Annotated in this window: 17 protein-coding genes; 9 read left to right on the forward strand and 8 right to left on the reverse strand. The window is 59.5% G+C overall.

The window, feature by feature from the left end:
- Positions 1-89: 89 nt before the first annotated feature.
- From BPHY_RS05485 to BPHY_RS05495, 3 genes are all read left to right on the forward strand, one after another.
- Positions 90-1,307 carry a porin gene (locus tag BPHY_RS05485; RefSeq protein ID WP_012400485.1) on the forward strand — a complete coding sequence of 406 codons (1,218 nt, stop codon included), beginning with the start codon at positions 90-92 and terminating at the stop codon, positions 1,305-1,307.
- Positions 1,308-1,641: 334 nt separating this feature from the next.
- Positions 1,642-2,298, forward strand: coding sequence for a ProQ/FinO family protein (locus BPHY_RS05490; RefSeq protein WP_012400486.1), 657 nt, complete (start codon positions 1,642-1,644; stop codon positions 2,296-2,298).
- Positions 2,299-2,512: 214 nt separating this feature from the next.
- Entirely contained in the window at positions 2,513-3,997 is a 1,485-nt protein-coding gene (locus tag BPHY_RS05495; RefSeq protein ID WP_012400487.1) for an ISNCY family transposase, read from the forward strand.
- A 270-nt stretch (positions 3,998-4,267) separates the two neighbouring features.
- Here BPHY_RS05495 and BPHY_RS05500 read toward each other — a convergent pair whose 3' ends face one another.
- The 4 genes from BPHY_RS05500 to BPHY_RS05515 all read right to left on the reverse strand — a co-directional run bounded on the left by BPHY_RS05500 (position 4,268) and on the right by BPHY_RS05515 (position 7,939).
- Positions 4,268-5,512 (reverse strand): hypothetical protein, encoded by a 1,245-nt coding sequence (locus tag BPHY_RS05500; protein WP_012400488.1) that lies wholly within the window; start codon positions 5,510-5,512, stop codon positions 4,268-4,270.
- Between the two features lie 231 nt (positions 5,513-5,743).
- Positions 5,744-6,346, reverse strand: coding sequence for a hypothetical protein (locus tag BPHY_RS05505; RefSeq protein WP_012400489.1), 603 nt, complete (start codon positions 6,344-6,346; stop codon positions 5,744-5,746).
- Between the two features lie 345 nt (positions 6,347-6,691).
- A complete protein-coding gene (locus BPHY_RS05510; protein ID WP_041763324.1) occupies positions 6,692-6,943 on the reverse strand; it encodes a hypothetical protein in 252 nt (83 codons plus the stop codon).
- A gap of 108 nt (positions 6,944-7,051) precedes the next feature.
- Positions 7,052-7,939, reverse strand: a complete 888-nt coding sequence (locus BPHY_RS05515; protein WP_012400490.1) for a hypothetical protein — start codon at positions 7,937-7,939, stop codon at positions 7,052-7,054.
- Between the two features lie 504 nt (positions 7,940-8,443).
- On the opposite strand from BPHY_RS05515, the gene BPHY_RS05520 reads away from it, so the two are divergent.
- The 3 genes from BPHY_RS05520 to arcA all read left to right on the forward strand — a co-directional run bounded on the left by BPHY_RS05520 (position 8,444) and on the right by arcA (position 12,334).
- Positions 8,444-9,301 carry a transporter gene (locus BPHY_RS05520; RefSeq protein WP_012400491.1) on the forward strand — a complete coding sequence of 286 codons (858 nt, stop codon included), beginning with the start codon at positions 8,444-8,446 and terminating at the stop codon, positions 9,299-9,301.
- Between the two features lie 278 nt (positions 9,302-9,579).
- Positions 9,580-11,061 (forward strand): arginine-ornithine antiporter, encoded by a 1,482-nt coding sequence (gene arcD, locus BPHY_RS05525; RefSeq protein WP_012400492.1) that lies wholly within the window; start codon positions 9,580-9,582, stop codon positions 11,059-11,061.
- A gap of 16 nt (positions 11,062-11,077) precedes the next feature.
- The gene (gene arcA / locus BPHY_RS05530) at positions 11,078-12,334 is read left to right on the forward strand and encodes an arginine deiminase (protein ID WP_041763756.1); all 1,257 of its coding nucleotides are present in this window, start codon (positions 11,078-11,080) and stop codon (positions 12,332-12,334) included.
- A gap of 113 nt (positions 12,335-12,447) precedes the next feature.
- On the opposite strand, the gene BPHY_RS05535 is transcribed toward arcA, so the two are convergent.
- The 4 genes from BPHY_RS05535 to BPHY_RS05550 form a co-directional block, all read right to left on the reverse strand.
- A complete protein-coding gene (locus BPHY_RS05535; protein WP_012400494.1) occupies positions 12,448-13,461 on the reverse strand; it encodes a hypothetical protein in 1,014 nt (337 codons plus the stop codon).
- A gap of 367 nt (positions 13,462-13,828) precedes the next feature.
- Positions 13,829-15,277: a PAS domain-containing sensor histidine kinase gene (locus BPHY_RS05540; RefSeq protein WP_157686510.1), complete on the reverse strand. Its 1,449-nt coding sequence runs from the start codon at positions 15,275-15,277 to the stop codon at positions 13,829-13,831.
- A 130-nt stretch (positions 15,278-15,407) separates the two neighbouring features.
- Positions 15,408-15,671 (reverse strand): hypothetical protein, encoded by a 264-nt coding sequence (locus BPHY_RS05545; protein ID WP_012400496.1) that lies wholly within the window; start codon positions 15,669-15,671, stop codon positions 15,408-15,410.
- A gap of 119 nt (positions 15,672-15,790) precedes the next feature.
- Positions 15,791-16,483 (reverse strand): CBS domain-containing protein, encoded by a 693-nt coding sequence (locus BPHY_RS05550; protein ID WP_012400497.1) that lies wholly within the window; start codon positions 16,481-16,483, stop codon positions 15,791-15,793.
- Between the two features lie 455 nt (positions 16,484-16,938).
- Here BPHY_RS05550 and BPHY_RS05555 point away from each other — a divergent pair, with 455 nt between their 5' ends.
- The 3 genes from BPHY_RS05555 to mgtA all read left to right on the forward strand — a co-directional run bounded on the left by BPHY_RS05555 (position 16,939) and on the right by mgtA (position 21,149).
- A complete protein-coding gene (locus BPHY_RS05555; RefSeq protein WP_208459156.1) occupies positions 16,939-17,880 on the forward strand; it encodes an LOG family protein in 942 nt (313 codons plus the stop codon).
- Positions 17,881-18,077: 197 nt separating this feature from the next.
- Entirely contained in the window at positions 18,078-18,344 is a 267-nt protein-coding gene (locus tag BPHY_RS41630; protein WP_012400499.1) for a hypothetical protein, read from the forward strand.
- A 132-nt stretch (positions 18,345-18,476) separates the two neighbouring features.
- Positions 18,477-21,149, forward strand: coding sequence for a magnesium-translocating P-type ATPase (gene mgtA, locus BPHY_RS05565; RefSeq protein ID WP_012400500.1), 2,673 nt, complete (start codon positions 18,477-18,479; stop codon positions 21,147-21,149).
- Positions 21,150-21,153 lie beyond the last annotated feature (4 nt).

Below are 21,153 nucleotides of genomic sequence, written 5' to 3' on the forward strand. Positions count from 1 at the left end.
GCACTGGCGGCGACGGTCTTTCTTTGTCCGTTCGCCGGCAAAGCGATGCGCTGCATCGCCATAACACTCAAACAGAAAGGGATCAGGAGATGAAAAGACGTTACCCCGAAGTCAAGCTCGCGCTGGCTTGCGCAGCCGTGCTGGCCGCGATGCCCGCCTTCGCGCAGAACAGCGTGACGCTGTACGGCATCGTCGATAACGGTATCGGTTATCAGTCGAGCTCGACGACGCTCGGTTCGACCTCGGGCGGCCACTCGGCCGTCAAGATGGTCACGGGCGTGTGGGCGGGCAGCCGCTTCGGCCTGAAGGGCGCGGAAGATCTGGGCGGCGGCACGAAGGCCATCTTCACGCTGGAAGAGGGTTTCAGCGCCGCCAACGGCGCGATGGCGACGAACAACCTGATGTTCAGCCGCCAGGCGTTCGTCGGCGTGACCAACGACAACTACGGCTCGCTGACGGCAGGCCGCCAGTACACGTCCTACTACCAGTTGCTGTCGCCGTACAGCCCGACGACGTGGCTCACGGGCTTCTATGGCGCGCACGCGGGCGACGTCGACGGTCTCGACACGATCTACCGCGCAAACAACACGCTGCTGTACATGTCGCCGAAACTCTACGGCTTCAAGTTCAGCGGTTCGTATTCGTTTGCGGGCGTGCCGGGTAGCGCATACCAGGGTTCGACGTGGAGCACGGCTGTGCAATACGCGCAGGGCCCCATCGGCATCGCGGTCGGCTTCTCGAAGATCAACAACTCGAACGTGAACGGCGGCACCTTCGGCACCGACACGGCGACGTCGAATGGCGGCGCGCAGTCGGGTGTGTCGGCCGTGACCAACGGCTACCAGACGGCGCGTGCGCAGCAGCGCTTCGCGGTCGGCGCGGGCTACACGTTCAACAGCCAGTTCGACATCACGGCGACGTATTCGAACGTGCAGTACATCCCGGGCATCGGTTCGTCCTACCGCAATCTGGCGATCTGGAATTCGGGCGGCATCGTGCTGCACTGGAAGCCGACGGCCGCCTGGGACTTCGCGACGGGCTACGCATACACGCGCGCGACCAAGTCGAACGGCATCTCGAGCAGCGCGTCGTATTCGCAGGTCAACCTGTCCGAGTACTACTCGCTGTCCAAGCGCACGGGCATCTACGCGCTGCAGGCCTATCAGCGCGCGAACGGCCAGACGCTCGGCACGAACGGCCGCAGCATCATCAACGCAACGGCCACGATCGGCGACGGCTTCAACTCGACGCCTTCGTCGTCTCGTAGCATGGTCGGCGTCGGAGCGGGCATCATTCACCGCTTCTGATGCGGTTTTTTGCCGGCTTTTGCCATATGAGCGCTGTTTGACGTCAGGTTGAAGCCGGTTTGACGTTTGCGTGAAGCAGGACAGGGCGCCGCAATTGCGGCGCTTTGTTTTTTCGGGCACGCATATTGTATTCATGTGCCCGAGTGTGCCAACGGTCGGTGCTCGCTACCGGCGTCGGCGGTTCGATCGTGCTTCATGGCGCGCCGAATCCGGCGTGACGACAGCAAACGGCCATCAAGGGCGCGCATGATAGGCGGACGGCGACGGCAGCCCGACGGCATGAAGATGCTCAGCGGCTGCTACAATCCTGCGTCATTGCAATGAAGGTGAACACATGGGCTTTGAACAACTGGCGAAGCTGAGGGACGAACTCGCCAAGCAGGCAAAAGCGCAGCGCAAGGAAAAGCAGGCTGCGGACACGCACGCTGCCCAACCGGGCAAGAACGCGAAGGCAAACGACTCGACAAAGGGCAGAGACGCTCGCACAGCGGGCAAGCCAGCTGCGAAGCCGGACCGGAAGCCGGCACCCGCACGTCAGGCACCGAAGCAGCAGAATCCCGTCGATCCGGTCGTCCATACCATCGGCAGGTTGCAAAAGCGGTATCCGCTGGCGTTTCCGAAGAATCCTGCGCCGAAGGTGGCGCTGAAGATCGGCATTCTCGACGATCTGCTCGCACAGGCGGGCGAACTCAAGCTGTCCGAGCAGGAAGTTCGCGATGCCGTGAGTACCTGGTGCCGCGGCAGCCGCTACTGGGCGAGCCTGACGGAAGGTGCATCGCGTGTCGATTTGACGGGCGCGGAAACGGGCAAGGTCACGGCGTCGGAATCCGCATTTGCGCGACGTCGTTCGGGCGGACGGACGAAGCCGGTGACAACCAAGGCAGGCGAGAATGCGCCTGCTGTGGCAAAGCCCGCTGATGAAGCGGCGGCTGCGCCAGGTGCGAGTAACGATGCAGACAGTGCGCCGGCCGCGGATAAGGCGCGAGGCTGATGATGGTTCGCTGAGGCGACCCTAATGGATTGAGGTTGCGGAAAACGGTGGCGCGTTTGCTGCTGCCTGCTCCTTAATTTGACATAATACAAATTATCAACGTTCTGACTTGTAGCGGCCAGATGATAATGTCCGCTTTTAGCCGCATAGAAATGTCCGCTTTTGATGCTGTCGTATGCTAGCCACCCGCCGTTTTCGGGCGCTCTAGACATCGATGGCTGTGACAGAACGGATAACAATGACGATGCGGGAACTGGACAGATTCAAAGTCATTCAGGACGTGACGGAGGGACGGCTCAAGCCATGGCGTGCTGCCGAACGTCTGGGTCTGACGACGAGGCAAGTACGGCGGTTGGTGGCCCGATACCGCGAGTCTGGCGCCGCTGGACTGATCTCTTGCAAGCGCGGTATGCCCGGGAATCGGAGACTGGACGGCGAACTGGCCCAACGTGCTCTGGCCATCGTCCGTGAGCGCTACGCCGATTTCGGCCCGACCCTGGCGTGCGAGAAGCTGCGCGAGTGTCACGGCATCCGGCTCGCGAAGGAAACCGTACGCAAGCTGATGACGGAAGCCGGGCTGTGGATACCGCGCCGGCAGCGCCCGCCGAAGGTCTACCAGCCGCGGGCCCGGCGCGCGTGTCTGGGCGAGCTGGTGCAGATCGACGGCAGCGACCACCGCTGGTTCGAGGACCGGGCGCCGGCCTGCACGCTGCTGGTGTATGTCGACGATGCGACGAGCCGGCTGATGGCGTTGCATTTCACGGCGACCGAATCAACTTTCAGTTATTTCGAAGCTACGCGCGCATACATCGAGCGCCATGGCAAACCCGGCGCGCTCTATAGCGACAAGTACAGCGTGTTTCGCAAAACGGGCGCGAACAAGGATGGCAATAGCGTGACCCACTTTGGACGTGCAATGTACGAACTGAACATCGACACATTTTGCGCGAACAGCAGCCCGGCCAAGGGCCGCGTCGAGCGCGCACACCAGACGCTGCAGGACCGGCTCGTCAAGGAACTGAGGCTGCGCGGCATCAACACGGTGGCCGAAGCCAATGCGTACGCCCCGATCTTCATGGCCGCTTATAACGCCCGGTTCGCCAAGCCCCCGAAGAGCGATTTTGACGCACACCGGCCGCTGCGCGCTGATGAGAGCCTTGAGTTGGTGATGACGTGGCGCGAGACGCGCAAGGTGACAAAGTCGTTGACCGTGCAATATGACCGCGTGATGTATCTGCTGGATGACACACCGGAGAACCGGAAGCTGATCGATCGGTATGTCGAGGTCTGGGAGTACCCGGATGGGCGTATCGAGCTCAGGATGGACGGCCGAATTCTGGCGTGCAGACAGTATGACCGGCTGGCTGAGATCGATCAGGGTGCGATTGTCGAACACAAACGGCTCGCCCACGTGTTGCAGGTCTCGCAGGCGCTTCAGGCGCAACGCGATAACAGCCGCATCGGAAAGGCACCTTCCCGCACGCATCTGGGCGCTTCAACCAAAGTCCAAAGTCGGATGTCAGGCAAGAAGAAGCAACGCGAGTTCACACAGGCCGACGTCGAACATGCGATCGTGGATCTTGCCCAGCAAAGACAGATGCAACCGCAACATCACAAACCTGGCCGGAGGTCTGCAAGGGACAGGGGAACGGACGTAAGCGCGCTGCCCATTCAAACACCATCCTTCGACACTGCGTGATCTTTAACCCATGAAAAGCAAACCCTGAACCCCTTAAACCCGGACATCTCTATCTAGCCGGGAAGCGGACATCTGAATCTGGCCTCGACATGACTGTAGGTCCCAAATAGATGGAATGGTCGCCTCCCGCCTTAACGGACCATTCGGCGCCGCAGTCTCCCGATCTGGGCGTGCGACATTGCTGGTTCGGCAATCCCGCCGCCACGGAGAACCAGATGGAACCCACGATCATTGCCATCGACCTGGCCAAACGCGTATTCCCGCGGAAGCCTAAAAAAACAGTCCGAACAGTTTCTTCAGGAGTTCTTCCGCCGACATCATGGTGAGCGCCAGCGGCAGGATCGGCACAAGAACTGCGGCCGCAAGGCGCACGATGGCATCCCGGGTTATCGGCACGATGCGCATGTTGCGAACTACGTCGAAGCTGTTCGCCAGATCTGCGAGCGACTGGATGTCGCCACTCCCCACGAGGGCTTCGCCGGTAGAGGCGCCGCCACGCAGCCATTTGTCGTCGAATTCGCGCACGTACCGTTGCGCCAGCGCTCCGTATTCACTCAGCCCCCGCCGCTTCGCCTGGGCCAACTGCGGCGCGAAGACCAGCAATGGGCCAAACACCAGGCACAGCAGAAAAACAACCATTGCGCCCGTCTCCACCTTGAACTCCGTCAGTGCGGCCCCCGCGAAGAAGATGCGGTTCGCGAATTGAGCCGCCAGCATCGCACCGTGCGCGACCAGGAGAGCCATGAATGCATAGACCGTGTTGGCGAGAAACCCAAGGCCACCGACACGATCGGGATGAGTGGGAACCAGGCTCAACTCGATACGCGATACCTGCCAGAGAAACCTCATCCAGATAAACAACCGGAAGTACCATCGGATCAACAGGAATTGGAATATCGGCACGCTGACGTAGCCGTACCAGAATCCGGCGAGCGAGAGCGTCAGGCCGCCAGCGCCGGGGGTTGCATACCATGTCGATGTCGCTTGCAGTGCGGTGTATTGGCGCCAGACGACGAGAACACCAACGCCGTACACCAAGGCAATCAGAAGGAGTTCTCCAGCGACTGAATTACGCAGACGGAACGCCGACCTGATCGCCTCATCGAACCGCATTACGGAGACGTCAGGAATGATCTTCCGATCAACGAACGCACGTGCGATCGGGCGCAGACGGCGATGCACGATTAGCTCGGCGATGATCAATACCGGCACAGCAACAAGGAAGCGGATATGAACTTCAAGATCCAGCAGGAACGGCACGGCCACGCTGTGATCGAGCAGATGCCCGTCAAGTGCTGCGAGCACCAGTAAAGGCAGCCAGGCCACCAGCGTGATCACGAGAACACGCTGGCGTACCAACTCCAGTGCATCGTCAGCCATGTGCGTGCGGCGCAGAAGCTGAAAGAGCGGCCCTCCCAGAACCAGCGAAAAATTCTGGGTATCCCGCAGAATATCGTCAGCGGAAGGGACGGCATCATCGGTCCTCTTCGGTCCCAGGCCCAGATAGTGACTCATGATTCGGTGCCCTTCTACTCACAATTGACCCGGCCGCCAACTCGACGGCTCCGCATATACTTGGGTCGACAATCACACATTCATTTTCGACCTGAGACCCATCGTAAGAGCGGACGCACTATGCAAATTGATCCACGTCATGTTTGCTCGATCCGTGATTACAGGAAGCGTGTATGTGGCCGTTTCCGGCGGAATGCTTCAGCGGGAAGCGCAACCGGATCAGCCCGTCAATCACTGCAGCGGAACGCCATCGCGAGAGATTCGAATCGCCGTGGCCTCGACGAAATCGACACGCACACTGTCGCCTACATTGAGCCCATTCAAAAGACCGCCGGATGACGCTTCCAACGTCACTGTTCTGGTTGGACCACGCAGCGTCAACTGGCGCTTTGAGTAATCGATTTTTTCGACAGTCGCCACTGCTTCGACCCGATGGACCTCGAGTGAGGAGCCTACAGATTGAGCGGTGCTAAATCCACGATCGATCCGTTCTCGAATACCATTCGGAGAGGTCGTCACCGCGCGAAGCAGAAGCGCCCGGCTGTATGTGATCGCGACCGCATCGCCCGTCTTCAGCGAAGTCACATCGCCTACCGACCGATCCACGACGACGTCCACGGGTTCACCATTTTCCTGAACGAGAGTAACGCTATTGCGCTGCGCATCGATCTCGAAGACGATTGCCCTCGTCCTGGTCACACTGGTGCCGGAGAATTGTTGCGATTCCGAAGCAAGAGAAGGCTGATCCTGACCATAGGTGTGCACTGCCGCCGCCATCGACAACGACAGGACGGCAATGTTGATACAACATCTTACCGACCGTTGGATGCTCATGGCTCTCCCTCCGTTTGCGCAGATCAGAGCACACGCCTCGTGCGAATCTACGGCCTACGTGATAGCAAACTGCGTTCGTCCCGTCCGGTTCGATGCGGAACCAGACCGTCGGTAACCGGTTGGCCGTCGATACGCGGCAGGCGATTTCGTACCGTGCCTGACTGCCAGAGCGCTGTCGCCGTCGAACGATGAGGCGCATTCGCACACAACCTGGCGAGAATCTTCGACGCCGGTTGCGAAAGCTCAATCTGGGACTAAAGCGGCGAAGACGATGTGCGAATAAAGAACCTTGACCAGCACCCGTGCTCACGGAGATTGCACATCTGGTTGGTTTGCTCGCTCGCGCTACATCGATCCCTCGCACCATTCGCAGGCATCCACCTGCTTATGCGGCTGCCCGGGGCGCTCGGCACCCCGTTTTCCGAATGCAGAATCCGGCCGCGACAAATTCGACCCGGGCGATGTGATCGCGGCATTCTCTGCTGACGCGGCAGCGTGCGGCTGCACCAGGGCGGCCTGCGGGGGCGGCGCCACGGCAGCGCCAATGAGGAATCCACTCGATGTGAGAAAGATCGCGGCTAGAAGCAGGAATTCCATGTCGTACCTCACTGATTTTCGTAGTCGCCCTTCAAGTCTTTCGTTCGCAACGAGACGTCATTGATTGAGTGACTGTGTGAATTGCCTTAACTGCGCCCGCGTTGCGACTCAATGTATTGCCTTTTCGGTTGCTCTATTGCGAAATGGAAGCGGCGATTCTGCGGGTTGCTCCGCCGCTCGGTCCTTGAAAGATTCACTCCCGCTTATAGCAGGCAGCAACACGAAGTCCCGCTGCGTTTCGGACATCTTCGCGACGGCGTGCAACGTGACCCTTGTGGTCCAACAGACATCGGACGGCGTCGCCTCGGACGGATGTACCATGTACAGTTCATACCGATCCATGCTGGCGGGATCCGCATCCAGTTCTATGACGATCGCGCGGGACAGTGCCTCGACGGCCGCTTCATATTCCTCTTGCGTGGGAAGCCGGACGGGAATGTCGGAGCCACTACTCACCAACACTCTATAAATCAGTCGCAGATAAAGCGCGGCATCTGCATCGGACATTTGGGCCAGCGTGATACGGTTCATCACTGAGCGCATATCGACAAGACCAAAACAATTCACGGGAACCAATTCGTCTAGCAGGCGGATGAAGAGTTGCAAGTAATCCAGGCGCTCGTTCGGGGTCAGGCGCGCAAGTCCGCTCGACATCAGCGCTTCCCGTTTGCCTTCGTCGAAAAAGACTTCCTGGAGCGATCGCGCACCACCGGGAAAGCGTGTCGCAATGACGGGATCTCGCAAGATCATGTCGAACCATGCCGTCAGCATCCGCGCTTTGCCGGAGCCAGGAACGATTCCGTTTTGACTCAGCGCATCGTCCAGGCTGCTCCCTCGGGACGTCGGCGAGGCCATCGCGCTCGCCCCCGAGTCAGGCAGACCGGCTTGAGGCGTGTGATGAAACGCAGCGTTCGCACTGGTTGACAGCAGAAGCGCTAGCGAGGCGACGACCAGCAAGCTGTGTCTCTTCGCCATCGCGAAGAACCGTAGAATCACTTCATACTCCGGTAAAACATTGGCTCGAAGCCACACGCAACTCAGGGGCGTTGTCACCGCCATATGCCATTGACGATACGCAAGCGAGCATTCAGCGGCTTGATTCAGGTCAATGCTCCAGGGAACGGATACGCGGCGATTTCATGTGCATTGCGCGTTGCCTTGTGTGGAACCACTTCATCCGTCACACCGCTGCCGATGGCAAAACAGGCTTTGCCGCGTTCGTATGCGATTTACCCTACCCGGTCGACGCCCCATCAGATTGACTCAGGTCAAGGCTCCGGGAACGTGAAGATTCAACATGAGCGCGGATTTCTTCGTGACGGTGTCAGCAGTGAATGAATTCGGTCGGTATCAAACTAGACTCACCCGGGGGCATCCATGGCAGCTGAGTACCGATTCGGGGCGCAGTCACGCGCAGGTCCAGCTCGTGGGGTCTCGCGTTCATTGCGCACGCGCGACTGGTGCGCAGCGTCCGTCGCTTCGTGCCTTCTTCTCACCGTCATGCAGGTATCGGCTCAGGAACTCGAGCCGCGCGCCTATTCACCCGCTCCCGTCGGCACCAACTTCGTTGGACTCACGTATTCGTGGCTGGGAGGACAGGTCCTCGTCGATTCGTCATTGCCCATCAGCGATGTCCATGCAAACATCAATTCTGCATCCGCTGCATACGTGCACGTATTCAACCTTGCCGGCCGCGCCGCTTCGCTTGCCGTACTCGCGCCGTTCATTAGCGGCGACATCTCCGGCAACGTCTTCGACGCACCGAATCGAGTGCATCGCGCCGGCCTGGGTGATCTCCGATTCAGGCTTTCGATCGATCTGCTCGGTGGTCCTGCACTGACTCCAGAAGAATTCGCACGCCGCACACCGGACACGATCATCGGCACGAGCCTGATGGTCATTGCGCCGACGGGACAATATGAATCGGCGCATCTTGTGAACGTCGGCAGTAATCGATGGGCATTTAAACCGGAGGTCGGCGTTTCGCAGCCGCTCGGCAACTGGTTCGCTGAAGCGACAGCGGGCGTCTGGTTTTTCACGGATAACACGTCGTTTCTCGGCAGCAAGCGACGTAGTCAGGCGCCGCTCGGCGTGCTCCAGCTGCATGGCGGATACCTGTTCCGCCCGGGGTTGTGGTTGGCCGCCGATGCGGGCTTCTATACGGGCGGGGCGACCTCCGTCAACGGGATCACCAACGACGACGCTCAAAACAATGCGCGCTATGGACTGACGCTTTCGCTTCCGATAACGCGCGACTGGTCAGCCAAGCTCGCCGTGTCAAACGGCTTTATGGTCAGAGCGGGAGGAAACTACAAGTCCATCTCCCTGACACTGCAATATCGGTGGTTCAACCGCTAAGCCATCTCCGACGAAGTCCCGCTATCCATCGTGGTGGGTCCCTTTCGCTGCCTGAATCGCGAAGCGCGGATCATCTGTTGACTAAGGTCAACCGAAGCGCTTTGACCGTTCCTATGCTGAGTATGCGTGAAGCACCCGTCTGGCCGAGCACGAATAGCAGCGCAATCCAGACGGACTCGGCACGCGTCCTGATCCGCAGCGCTTGCTTATCGACTGTTCAATTCATTGAACGGCACGCTTCCTCGCCACGGATTCCAAACAGCTGAAGGAGAGGTTACATGTCTGATTCAGTGTCTCAACCCGCATCCGGCTCGAAGGTGAGTCCGTCTAGTGCATCCGCGGCCGCTCCCAGGCTGCATCTCGGCGCACTGACAGCGCTGGTGGTGGGCTCCATGATCGGAGGCGGCATCTTCTCGTTGCCGCAGAACATGGCTGTCAGCGCCGGCGCGGGCGCGGTGCTGATCGGATGGGCAATTACTGCCGTGGGCATGCTGACACTGGCCTTCGTGTTCCAGACGCTCGCGAATCGCAAGCCCGAACTCGATGGCGGCGTGTATATCTACGCGAAGCAAGGGTTCGGCGACTATATGGGCTTCTCGTCGGCGTGGGGCTACTGGATCAGCGCATGGCTCGGGAACGTCGGCTACTTCGTCCTGCTGTTCGGCACCTTCGGCTACTTCTTTCCGGTTTTCGGCGAAGGCAATACGCCCGTCGCGATCGCCTGCGCCTCGGTGTTGCTGTGGGGCGTTCATTTCCTCGTGCTGCAGGGCATCAAGGAAGCCGCGTTCGTGAACATGGTGACGACAATCGCCAAGGTCGTGCCAATCGTTTTATTCATCGTGATCTGCGCATTTGCGTTCAACGCACACTTTTTCGCGAACGACTTTTTCGGCCTGAACACGCCAAAACTCGGGAGCGTAGCGAATCAGGTGCGAGGCACGATGCTCGTGACAGTCTGGGTTTTTATCGGCATCGAAGGCGCCAGCATTTTCTCTGCACGCGCAGAAAAACGGACGGACGTCGGCAAGGCGACGATCATGGGGTTCATTGGCGTACTGCTCGTTCTCGTACTCGTCAACGTGCTGTCGCTCGGGATCATGGCGCGACCTGATCTTGCCGCGCTGCAGAACCCGTCGATGGCTGGGGTGCTCGAGCATGTCGTGGGTCACTGGGGTGCAATTCTGATCAGTGTCGGCCTCGTCATTTCGCTGCTGGGCGCCCTGCTCTCGTGGGTTCTGCTTTGCGCCGAGATCATCTTTTCGGCTGCAAGGGACAACACGATGCCGAGCTTCGTGCGCAAGGAAAATGCGAAGAAGGTTCCAGCGAATGCGCTGTGGCTTACCAACGGCCTGACGCAGGCATTCCTGCTCATCACGCTTTTCTCCAAAGGGACCTACCTCTCGCTGATCTATCTGGCAACTTCAATGATCCTGTTGCCCTACTTCTGGTCCGCGGCTTATGCGTTGCGCGTCGCATGGCGCCGCGAAACGTATGAGCAGGAGCCCGCCCAACGCAACAAGGACCTGGTGGTGGCAACCATCGCGGTGATCTATGCCGTGTGGCTGCTCTACGCGGGTGGACTCAAGTATGTGTTGTTGTCGGCGCTTTTATATGCCCCCGGCGCCGTGCTGTTTGCCAAGGCGAAGCGCGAAACCGGGCAACCCGTGTTCACGCTGATGGAAAAGCTGGTCTTCGCCGCGGTCGTGGCAGGAGCACTGGTGGCGGCATTCGGCCTTTACAAGGGCTTCCTCACGCTCTGATGACAGGAGACACATGATGACCACGGAAACAATGAAGTATGGCGTTCATTCGGAGGCGGGCAAGCTTCGCAAGGTGATGGTCTGCTCGCCGGGCCTCGCGCACCAGCGACTGACACCGAGCAATTGCGACGAACTGCTCTTCGATGACGTTATCTGGCTCAGTCAGGCAAAGCGCGATCATTTCGACTTCGTCACCAAGATGCGCGAGCGCGGGGTCGAAGTGCTGGAAATGCACAATCTGCTTACGGAGACAGTACATGTTCCCGAGGCGCTTAAATGGATTCTGGACCGCAAGATCCGCCCCGATACCGTCGGCGTGGGACTCGCCGGCGAAGTGCGCGCATGGATCGAAAGTCTCGAGCCGCGCAAGCAGGCTGAGTTTCTGATCGGCGGCGTCGTGGCCGAGGACATACCTGATACGGACGAATCCAACGCGCTGAAAATGTACCGGCAATATCTGGGTTATTCCGGGTTCGTATTGCCGCCGCTGCCCAACACGCTATTCACACGTGACACCACCTGCTGGATCTACGGCGGCGTGAGCCTCAACCCGATGTATTGGCCTGCCCGCCGGCAGGAGACCTTGCTGACCACAGCGATCTACAGGTTCCATCCCGACTTCGCGCAGAAGGAATTCGAAGTCTGGTACGGTGACCCGGACCGCGATCATGGCATGGCGACACTCGAAGGCGGCGACGTCATGCCGATCGGCAAGGGGCTTTTGCTCATCGGGATGGGGGAACGCACATCGCGGCAAGCCATCGGGGAACTTGCGCAAAATCTGTTCGCGAAGGGAGCGGTCGAGCGCATCATCGTGGCCGGGCTGCCGAAATCTCGTGCCGCGATGCATCTGGATACGGTGTTCACTTTCTGTGACCGGGACCTCGTCACGGTATTCCCCGAAGTCGTCAATGAGATCGTCGCCTTCTCGCTGCGGCCCGGCGATTCGGAAGCAACGCGGATCCATATCCGCCGCGAAGACAAGCCATTTGTGGATGTCGTCGCCGATGCCCTCGGGCTTGCGAAATTGCGCATCGTCGAGACGGGCGGCAACACCTTCGCAGCCGAACGCGAGCAGTGGGATGACGGCAACAATGTCGTCTGCGTCGAACCCGGCGTCGTGATCGGCTATGACCGGAACACGTACACGAACACGTTGCTGCGCAAGGCCGGCGTCGAGGTGATCACGATCACGGCAAGCGAGTTGGGCCGTGGCCGGGGCGGCGGGCATTGCATGACTTGCCCGATCGTGCGCGATCGCATCGACTATTGAATGGAACGACGCCTGCGGTGCGGCATGCGAACCGGGCGTTCCACCATGTAAGCGGTGGAACGCTCAATGCTTGCGGGCGCGGCGATGACGGCTGCCATGAGTCCCGCTCGATTTCACAGCGCCTTCATCGCCGCATCGATGTCCAGTCCGCCGGACAACAGCTCGCAGCGAGGAAACCTGACCAGCACGAATGAGCGAATCACCGCCCGATGACCGGGAATGCGCGCAAAGTGAAATTCGATGTCCGTCCCGATGTTGCTGTCGGGATCTTGCACGACATTCATCGAGTCAATCCGCACGTGTCTGCTCTTCACGTGCAGATGATCAGCTGGATGCAGAAATACGTTGCACACACACTCCAACTCGAGTTCGAGCGTCTGCTCGGGCACTCGGAGTCCCGCAAGCGCGCGTGAATTGCTCTCGATCTCTGCCTGTATGCGAGCCAGTTCGTCCGGCGCAGTGATCGCCTGTTCACCGACAACACCACGTAGTCCCGAGCCCTGCCTTTCGAGCAAGACGACCCGTTTTTCAATGAGCGCTCTCGACTGTCTTGCCAGATCACGCCTGTTAGCCGCAAGACTTTCGAAGCCCGCCAGTGCTAGCTGATCGATCAGCCGGCGTCCAATCTCAGCGCGTAATGACGCTTCGGAATCGCTGCAGATCCTGACGCGATGGTCGCTGAAACACAATGTGGTTTGCGGCACGTCGTGACGGATGGATTCTCCTTCAAGCGCGACGCCCAATATGTGCCGCTCGGTCATCGCCATGCCGAGCACCGCGTACGCCACTGGCGCTTCGCCATCACGCTCGAACAGCGCGCGTAATGCCTCGGACTGGCTCAATGCTCGCGAGATGTCTGCGGGCGTCGCGAAGAACGAGCGAATCACCGGATCGGACGACCACGCTTTGGCATTGGCATCGCGCACGGCGGGCAACGACGCGACAAGCGCGTCCGTATAGCTCAGTGCCGCATCCAGCGATTGTGCAAGCCGCGCCTCGTGACGACGCGCATTCTTCAGTCGCGGATTCATCGCAAGTACACGGGCGATTGCGTCGCTGATCCTGCTTTCCCGGTCCGAATCCGTGCGTGTCCGCCAGCGTAGTAGGAAATCGTTGAGCAAGCTCATCTGTCGTACTCCGAGTGTGTCTGTCCGTGCCGTTCGCTGCTCATCCGTGCGCTCGCACTGCGGCGCTGCGGGCCGTTGGACTATGCCGCTATTGCGCTGCGTGCGTTGCCGTCGGCTAGCTACGCGCCAGGATGCGCTGCAAGAGAAGACTGAAGCAGACAGGCGACGTGGGGAGAAAAAAGGACCCGCCAGGCGTCGCCTTCGCGACCGTTCAAGCCGCGCGTCTGGCGGGTGTCAATATCAGCAGCAGCACCCGTCAGCCGAGAGGTGAAACCAGAACGGCTACGGGCAAACTTACGATAGGAGCAAGCAGGCGTGGCTCGCTTGATTTGCATCAATGCGGGTGCGACGTTGCCGAAAGGCGTCCTCAATGACGGACGATGGTGTCGATCGGAAACCTGATCTGGACACGAAATCCTCTGTCCAGTCGATTTCCGAGCGACACGGTGCCGTTAAGTTGCCGGACGCGCTCGCGTATGCCCAGCAGGCCAAAAGAGTCGGGCTTGTCGCCGGGCGCGGAAGCCGCCCCGCGTCCGTTGTCATCGATGCGAACTTCACACGCGTTATCGTCGAGCTCGATGGTGACGACGACTTCCGTCGCACACGCATGACGCGCCACGTTTGTCAGCGCCTCCTGAACGATGCGAAAGATTGCGGTTGATGCCGTATCGCTGAACGCGAGCTCGCCCGCCGACAAACGGGTGCTGGCCTTGATCCCGTAGCGCCGACTAAATTCATCCGCGAGCCACTCTACGGCAGGCAGCAACCCCAGATCGTCGAGCATCGTGGGACGCAGATTCGACGCGATGCGTCGCAACGCGCTCATCGTATCGTCCGCCTGTACGACCAGGCCACGCGCCTTCGCGGCTGTCTCCGCGGTGTAATGCCCTGCTTCGACGTCCTGCTGCAGGATGACGGCGCTCATTTTCAATGCGGTCAACTGCTGACCGAGGTCATCGTGCAGTTCCCGGGCGATTCTCTTCTTTTCCTCTTCCCGCGCCCGCTCCGTCGCCGCAGCGAGTTCGCCGACATGTTCGAGTTGTTCCAGCCGTTTATGCTCGGTCAGATCACGCGTCACTTTGGCGAAACCCTGCAGCGCCCCCTTGTCGTCGCGAATGGGCGTGATAATAGCGTCCGCCCAGAAACGCGACCCATCACTTCTGACACGCCATCCTTCGGCTTCGGAGCGGCCCTGCGTGGATGCCGTCTCGAGCATGCGTTCGGGCAAACCCGCCGTCCGCGCTTCTGGCGGATAGAAGACAGAAAAATGGCGGCCGATAATTTCACCTGCGCAATAGCCCTCGATTCGCTGGGCTCCCGTATTCCAGGAGGTGACCTCGCCCGTCGGACTGAGCATGAAGATCGCGTAGTCTTCGACGCTGTCAATCATCGCCTGTAATCGCTGCTCGCTTCTGCGAAGCTTTGCCTCGATCAGTTGACGCTGCGAAAGATCGTGCGTGACGGCTGCAAAACCAGCCAGATCGCCCTGCTCACGTTGCTGAGCAATGACGAGTACGCTGGCCCAGAACCGTATTCCGTCCTTGCGCGCGTGCCAGCCCTCGTCATAGGCCCGCCCAGTCGTCGCTGCTCGCACCAGGATGTCCGAATGAACGGGCACACCCGCGGAAACCGTCGGGTAGAGTACCGAAAGCGGCTTACCAAGAATTTCACCCGCGCCATATCCTGTGATGCGTTCGGCTGACGCATTCCATGTCTCGACCTGACCGTGCGTGTCGAGCGTAAAGACGGCAAATTCCCCGTCGATGTCGATGGCGAAGTGATAGCGGTGTTCGCCGGATTGATTGCCTTGCGGCACCGGATTCGCGTCACTCGTGCCTGGTGCGCTCATGCTGCTCACAGGCGCCTCCCGTCATCAACTTCGAGTCTGGTTCTTCGACCGGCCGGAAAACACCGGCCGGCCCTACGTGGGCACAGCGGGAAGTCATTCACAGCACGGGATCGCCCAATTCAGGGTATTCGGCAACGAGAATGTCGAAAACGTGAGCGGCCCGCGCAGGCAGATTGTGTGTGAGGTGCCGCTGCAGGTACTCGTCCGACCTGAGCCACGCATACGCTCGACCGACATCGTCGACGGTGGGCTTGATCTGCATGATCTTTGTCACGACGTCGTCTTCGAATGGTCCGATGATCTTACGGATTTCATTGGCCGTCGCCGCTTCCGGCACGACTTTCGCGGATGATGCATTCATGATTTGCGCTCCTTGGCGGACAGACAGTGACGAAGCGCATCGCCGAACATTCGCTCGACCGTATTCTTCAATGTCTGGCCCTGTGTCATGACGGTCTCCGTCGCACCGCGACTTGTCCTCTACATTCCCGGAAGCACTGGCGGATATTCAAGGTGACTGTTCACCTCCTTCACCCCGGGTACGTTTTCGGCAGCCACACAGATAGCTTTGCCTTCTTCGTCACTTGTGACCACACCCCAAAGGTGCACGACTCCGTCCTTCACCAGAATACTTTCGCGCGGCAGCGACCAACGGGTGTTCTTCAGTGCGATCACGATGCCTTCTCGAATCGACTGATCATCTGCTGCCGCTGGTCCGTTCGGCTCCGTGACGATGCTGGCAAGCGCGCGGATCAGGTTCGCGCGGCTCACGAGACCCGTCACCTTGCCGTCCTTGACCACGGGCACACGTTTGATCCGATGCCGTTCGAGCAACTCGGCAATATCAGAAACGGGCGTGTCTTCGGTTACGGTAATGACATCCGTCGTCATCAGATCGCTCACCTTGTGCGAGTGCTCCTTGATATATTCGCTCGCCAGTTCCCGCGTCGACGCCAGAAAATCCAACCACCAGGCGCGCTTGTTCACCCCAGTGCCAATCTCGGCGCGGTGCAGCAGGTCGCCTTCCGTCACCATGCCGACCAGCTCGCCCTTGTCGTCGACGACAGGCATGCCGCTAATGTGCTTTTCCGCCAACGCCCTGGCTGCTTCCTGCACCGTCGTATCGGGGTGTGCAAATACGACTGACGTGGTCATGACATCGATTGCGCGCATCCTTTTCCTCCGTGGTGATCATGTAAGCGGCAGGCAGTCCCAAACCCGGCCCAACGAACCGTCAACGCATAAGCGAATGTTCGACTAGCGCGGCTACTTTCAATTGATCGATATCAAGCGAGTTCGGATATCGAAAACACTCTTTCGAGCGATGGGTTTCTGACACTCGTCCAGGAACGTGCAGATCGACTGCCGTTCCGCTTGCTTCGATCGTTGACACACGTCAACTGCAACAGGCAGAGCGCGCGCTTAATAGATAGCCGGGGCCGCAAGTCGAGCGGCAGGTCCGGGTTTCGCAACCGTCCCGTAGGGTGACACTCACCATGCACCCCATCGCGAACGGGTAGCGCAAGTCGCTACGCGACTCACGATGGGCCGCGGGCGCGTGGCGTCATCGCTATCCTCTGCACCGTATCCGAAGCAGCTAACATTTATCGCCCAGTTGCGATCGTTACATGAAAGATCAACTACATCACGACAGCGCGTCCATCGAGATGGAGTCGGACGTCGAGTCGCAACGTTTCCAGCCGCGCGACGATGGGCACGGTACAACAGGACGCGCTTCGCGCGTGCGCGGTTTGATCGAAAGTCCAACCTATCTCCAGGCCGACGAGGACCTCGCGTTTCTGAGACGTCCCGAGATGTGCGGCGTGCGTTTGCAACTCGACTATTGGAAAACGGAGGAGTCACTGCAGCGCCATACGATCCACCACACCATAGTCGTGTACGGCAGCACCCGTATACCCGCGCCCTCTGTCGCGCGCCAGCGAATCCGGCACGCCCGGCGACTGCTGCGAGAAAACTGCGACGAAACGGGCGGACACGAAGCGCTGAATGTAGCGAAAGCCCAGCTTCAACGAAGCCGCTACTATGACGTAGCGCGAGAATTAGGCCGCATTGCAGGTACCGCACAATGCGGCGGCGTACTGTCGTGCCTTGCGCTCGTGACGGGTGGCGGTCCGGGAATCATGGAAGCGGCAAACCGGGGCGCTTACGATTGCGGCGCGCCGAGCATCGGCCTGAATATTTCCTTGCCGCGCGACCAGGAGCCCAATCCCTACATCACACCAGAACTCTGCTTCAGGCTGCATTACTTCGCCATCCGCAAGCTCCATCTGCTGGAACGGGCACGCGCGGCTGTGTTCTTTCCTGGTGGATTCGGCACGTGCGACGAACTGTTCGAAGTCTTGACGCTGCTGCAAACGCAGAAAATCAAGCCTTTGCCTGTCGTCCTCGTCGGCGAGTCGTACTGGAGGCGCGCGATCGACTTCGACTTCATGATCAGCGAGGGAATGATCTCTCCGGACGACATGCGGCTGTTTGTGTTTCGTGAGACGGCTGAAGCCGTATGGGACGCGATCGTCCACTGGTACGAAAGTCACGAAACCGCACCATGAAGGCCGGTCACACCAGACACCGTTCCCCTAGGAAAATTCCGATGGCTCGGCGTCACATCCCTAACCGATGTTCATCCCGTGCTGATACCCGTTCCGCCCGCGACCAGCGATACTGAAAACATACATTCCAGGTCTAATCGGGTGCGCTGGAATAGAACGCACGTGCGCACTGAGCATGGCCTGTTGGGAGAACGATCATGTCATCTGCCGCCGTTGCACCCATGTCTTCTGAGAACGTTTGCGAGCGCGTGTGCAACGTCGCCTGCGAACGCCCGACAAAGCCCGAGGCGACCGTGCTTTCCGACGACACCATCCTCGCTATCGCCCGTCGCGCAGGAATGCTCGTGATGCTCGACGGACGGATCGGACGCGAAACGTACCAAAGTGTGACAGGCTCGGTGTCGTCCCTCCATCGCTTCGTAGCCGATATGTACAACCTGATCCTTGACGGCGCGTCGCGATAACCGCCGTCGAGTCGGGTGCGCATTCATCATGTCGATGCGAGCGCACTTCTTCATCGCGATTGACGCATATCAATAGCTCGCAGTTGGCCTGCACCAGGCTCTGTAATTGTCTATGACGAAAGCGTGCTCCCGATGCAGACGGCCGAAACACACAACGTGCGATCACCACCCTCAACGCTTCTGGAGCGCCTCTGTCGTTCCTCGCGTGGGCCAGCGCATCAGCCGTCTACGGATGGCGCCTCGCTAGCGGACTGTGCTCAACTGTCTGCTGAAGAAGTGCTGGCGCGGGTGCATGGCACAGCAGGCGGACTCTCAACGGAAGAAGCCGAACGCCGCCTGCGCGTCTCGGGTCCGAACCGCGTCGTCCACGATACGCGCCACACGGTAATCGGCGAGCTCATTAACAGAACGCTGAATCCTCTCAATCTGCTGCTCCTGCTTCTGGCCACGGCTTCGTACGCGCTCGGTGATCCGCGTGCCGCGATCATGATCGGCGTGATGGTTTTCCTTAGCACTTCGCTCAGCTTCGTGCAGGAGCATCGCTCGAACCAGGCGGCAGACGCTCTGCGCAAAATGGTGCGCACGACGGCAACCGTCGTGCGCCGGATCGGGGAGGATAGTCCGACGCACATCGACATTCCTATCGAACACATCGTGCCCGGCGATGTCGTGCTGCTTTCCGCCGGCGACATGGTGCCCGCCGACCTTCGATTGATTTCCGCACGCGACCTGTTCGTCAATCAGTCGGCGCTGACGGGTGAATCGATGCCGTGCGAAAAGCATGCAAATGCCAGCCCTACGTCCGTCGACTCGCAATTCGATCTCGCGAACATCTGCTACATGGGCAGCGCGATCATCAGTGGCGTGGGCTGCGGGGTCGTGGTATCCACAGGCAAGACGACGGTCTTCGGCGGGATTGCCGATGTGGTTGCTGGGCAGCGCGTGCAAACCAGCTTCGACAAGGGCGTCACCCGCTTCACCTGGTTGATGATCCGTTTCATTCTCGTGATGGTTCCGCTCGTCTTCGTGATCAATGGGCTGACGAAAGGAAACTGGTTCGAGGCCGTTCTTTTCGCTGTCGCTGTGGGCGTCGGACTCACGCCCGAGATGTTACCGATGATCGTCACTGTCAACCTTGCAAAAGGCGCAATCGACATGTCGCGCAAACGGGTGATCGTCAAGCGTTTGAATGCGATCCAGAACTTCGGTGCGCTCGACGTGTTATGCACCGACAAGACGGGCACCCTGACACAAGACCGGATCATACTGAAGCGCCACCTCGATATTCACGGCAACGAGTCGGATCGTGTCCTTGAATACGCCTATTTGAACAGCGCACACCAGTCCGGACTGAAAAATCTGCTCGACGTCGCAGTGTTGAAGCACGTCGAACTACATGAGCAGCTCAGGGCCCACGAGAACTTCACCAAAATCGACGAGATGCCCTTCGACTTCGAGCGCCGCCGCATGTCGGTTGTCCTCGCGAGGGATGATGGCGCCCACATCATGATTTCAAAGGGTGCAGTCGAGGAAATGTTCTCGGTCAGCACGCGCTACGCGATCGAAGGCGACACAGGCACGCTCGACAAAAGCCACTATGCGGCAACAAAAGCGATTACGGACGCGCTCAACGCGGAAGGCTTTCGCGTCGTTGCAGTCGCGTACAAGGAGATGCCGCCCGACCAGACCGCTTATTCGGTCGCCGACGAGCGCGAATTGACGCTGCTTGGATTCATCGCCTTTCTCGATCCTCCCAAAGAAACGGCGGCTGCGGCGCTTGCGGCACTGAAAACGAGTGGCGTGCAGGTGAAGATCCTGACGGGCGACAACGACAGGGTCACCCGAAAAATCTGTCACGACGTTGGAATCGAAGTGGACCGGATCGTGCTCGGCAAAGAGCTAGAAGCACTGACCCCGGCCGAACTCGCCGATCTGGCTGAAAAGGAGTGCGTGTTCGCCAAAGTCTCGCCTTCGCAGAAGGCATCCATCGTCAATGCCTTGCATGGCAAGGGGCATGTCGTCGGATTCCTGGGAGATGGCATCAACGACGGACCTGCCCTCAAGGCGTCGGACGTAGGCGTGTCCGTCGATAGCGCCGTCGACATCGCGAAAGACTCGGCCGATATCATCCTGCTCGAAAAGAGCCTCGCGGTACTTGGCGAAGGGGTTCTCGAAGGACGGAAGGTGTTCGGCAACATCACCAAGTACATCAAGATGGGCGCAAGCTCGAACTTCGGCAACATGTTCAGCGTGCTGGGCGCGAGCATCCTGCTGCCATTTCTGCCAATGGCGCCTATCCAGGTGCTCACCAACAACCTGCTTTACGATTTCTCCCAAGCCAGTATTCCGACCGATAATGTCGACGCTGAATATCTTGCTGTTCCGCGCCGGTGGGATCTCGGCAATATCGTAAAGTTCATGCTTCTGATTGGCCCCGTCAGTTCACTATTCGACTATGCGACGTTCTTCATGATGCTGAAGATGTTCGACGCGTGGGACAACCCGGCCCTGTTCCAGACCGGCTGGTTCGTTGAATCGCTGCTCACGCAGACGTTGATCATCCACATCATCCGCACCGCCAAAGTTCCCTTTGTGGAAAGCCGGGCAAGTTCGGCTCTCATTGCGACGAGCGTCGCAGTTGCCGTCGCGGGAATCAGCCTGCCTTTTAGCGCCATCGGCAAGATGCTCGGATTCACGCCATTGCCGTGGACGTATTGGCCCGCCCTGCTGCTGATCCTGGTCAGCTACGCGGCTTTGACGCATTTGACCAAGACGTGGTTTGTCCGGCGATTTGGACTCGGTTGATGGG

This window comes from Paraburkholderia phymatum STM815 (assembly GCF_000020045.1).
Lineage (GTDB): Bacteria > Pseudomonadota > Gammaproteobacteria > Burkholderiales > Burkholderiaceae > Paraburkholderia > Paraburkholderia phymatum.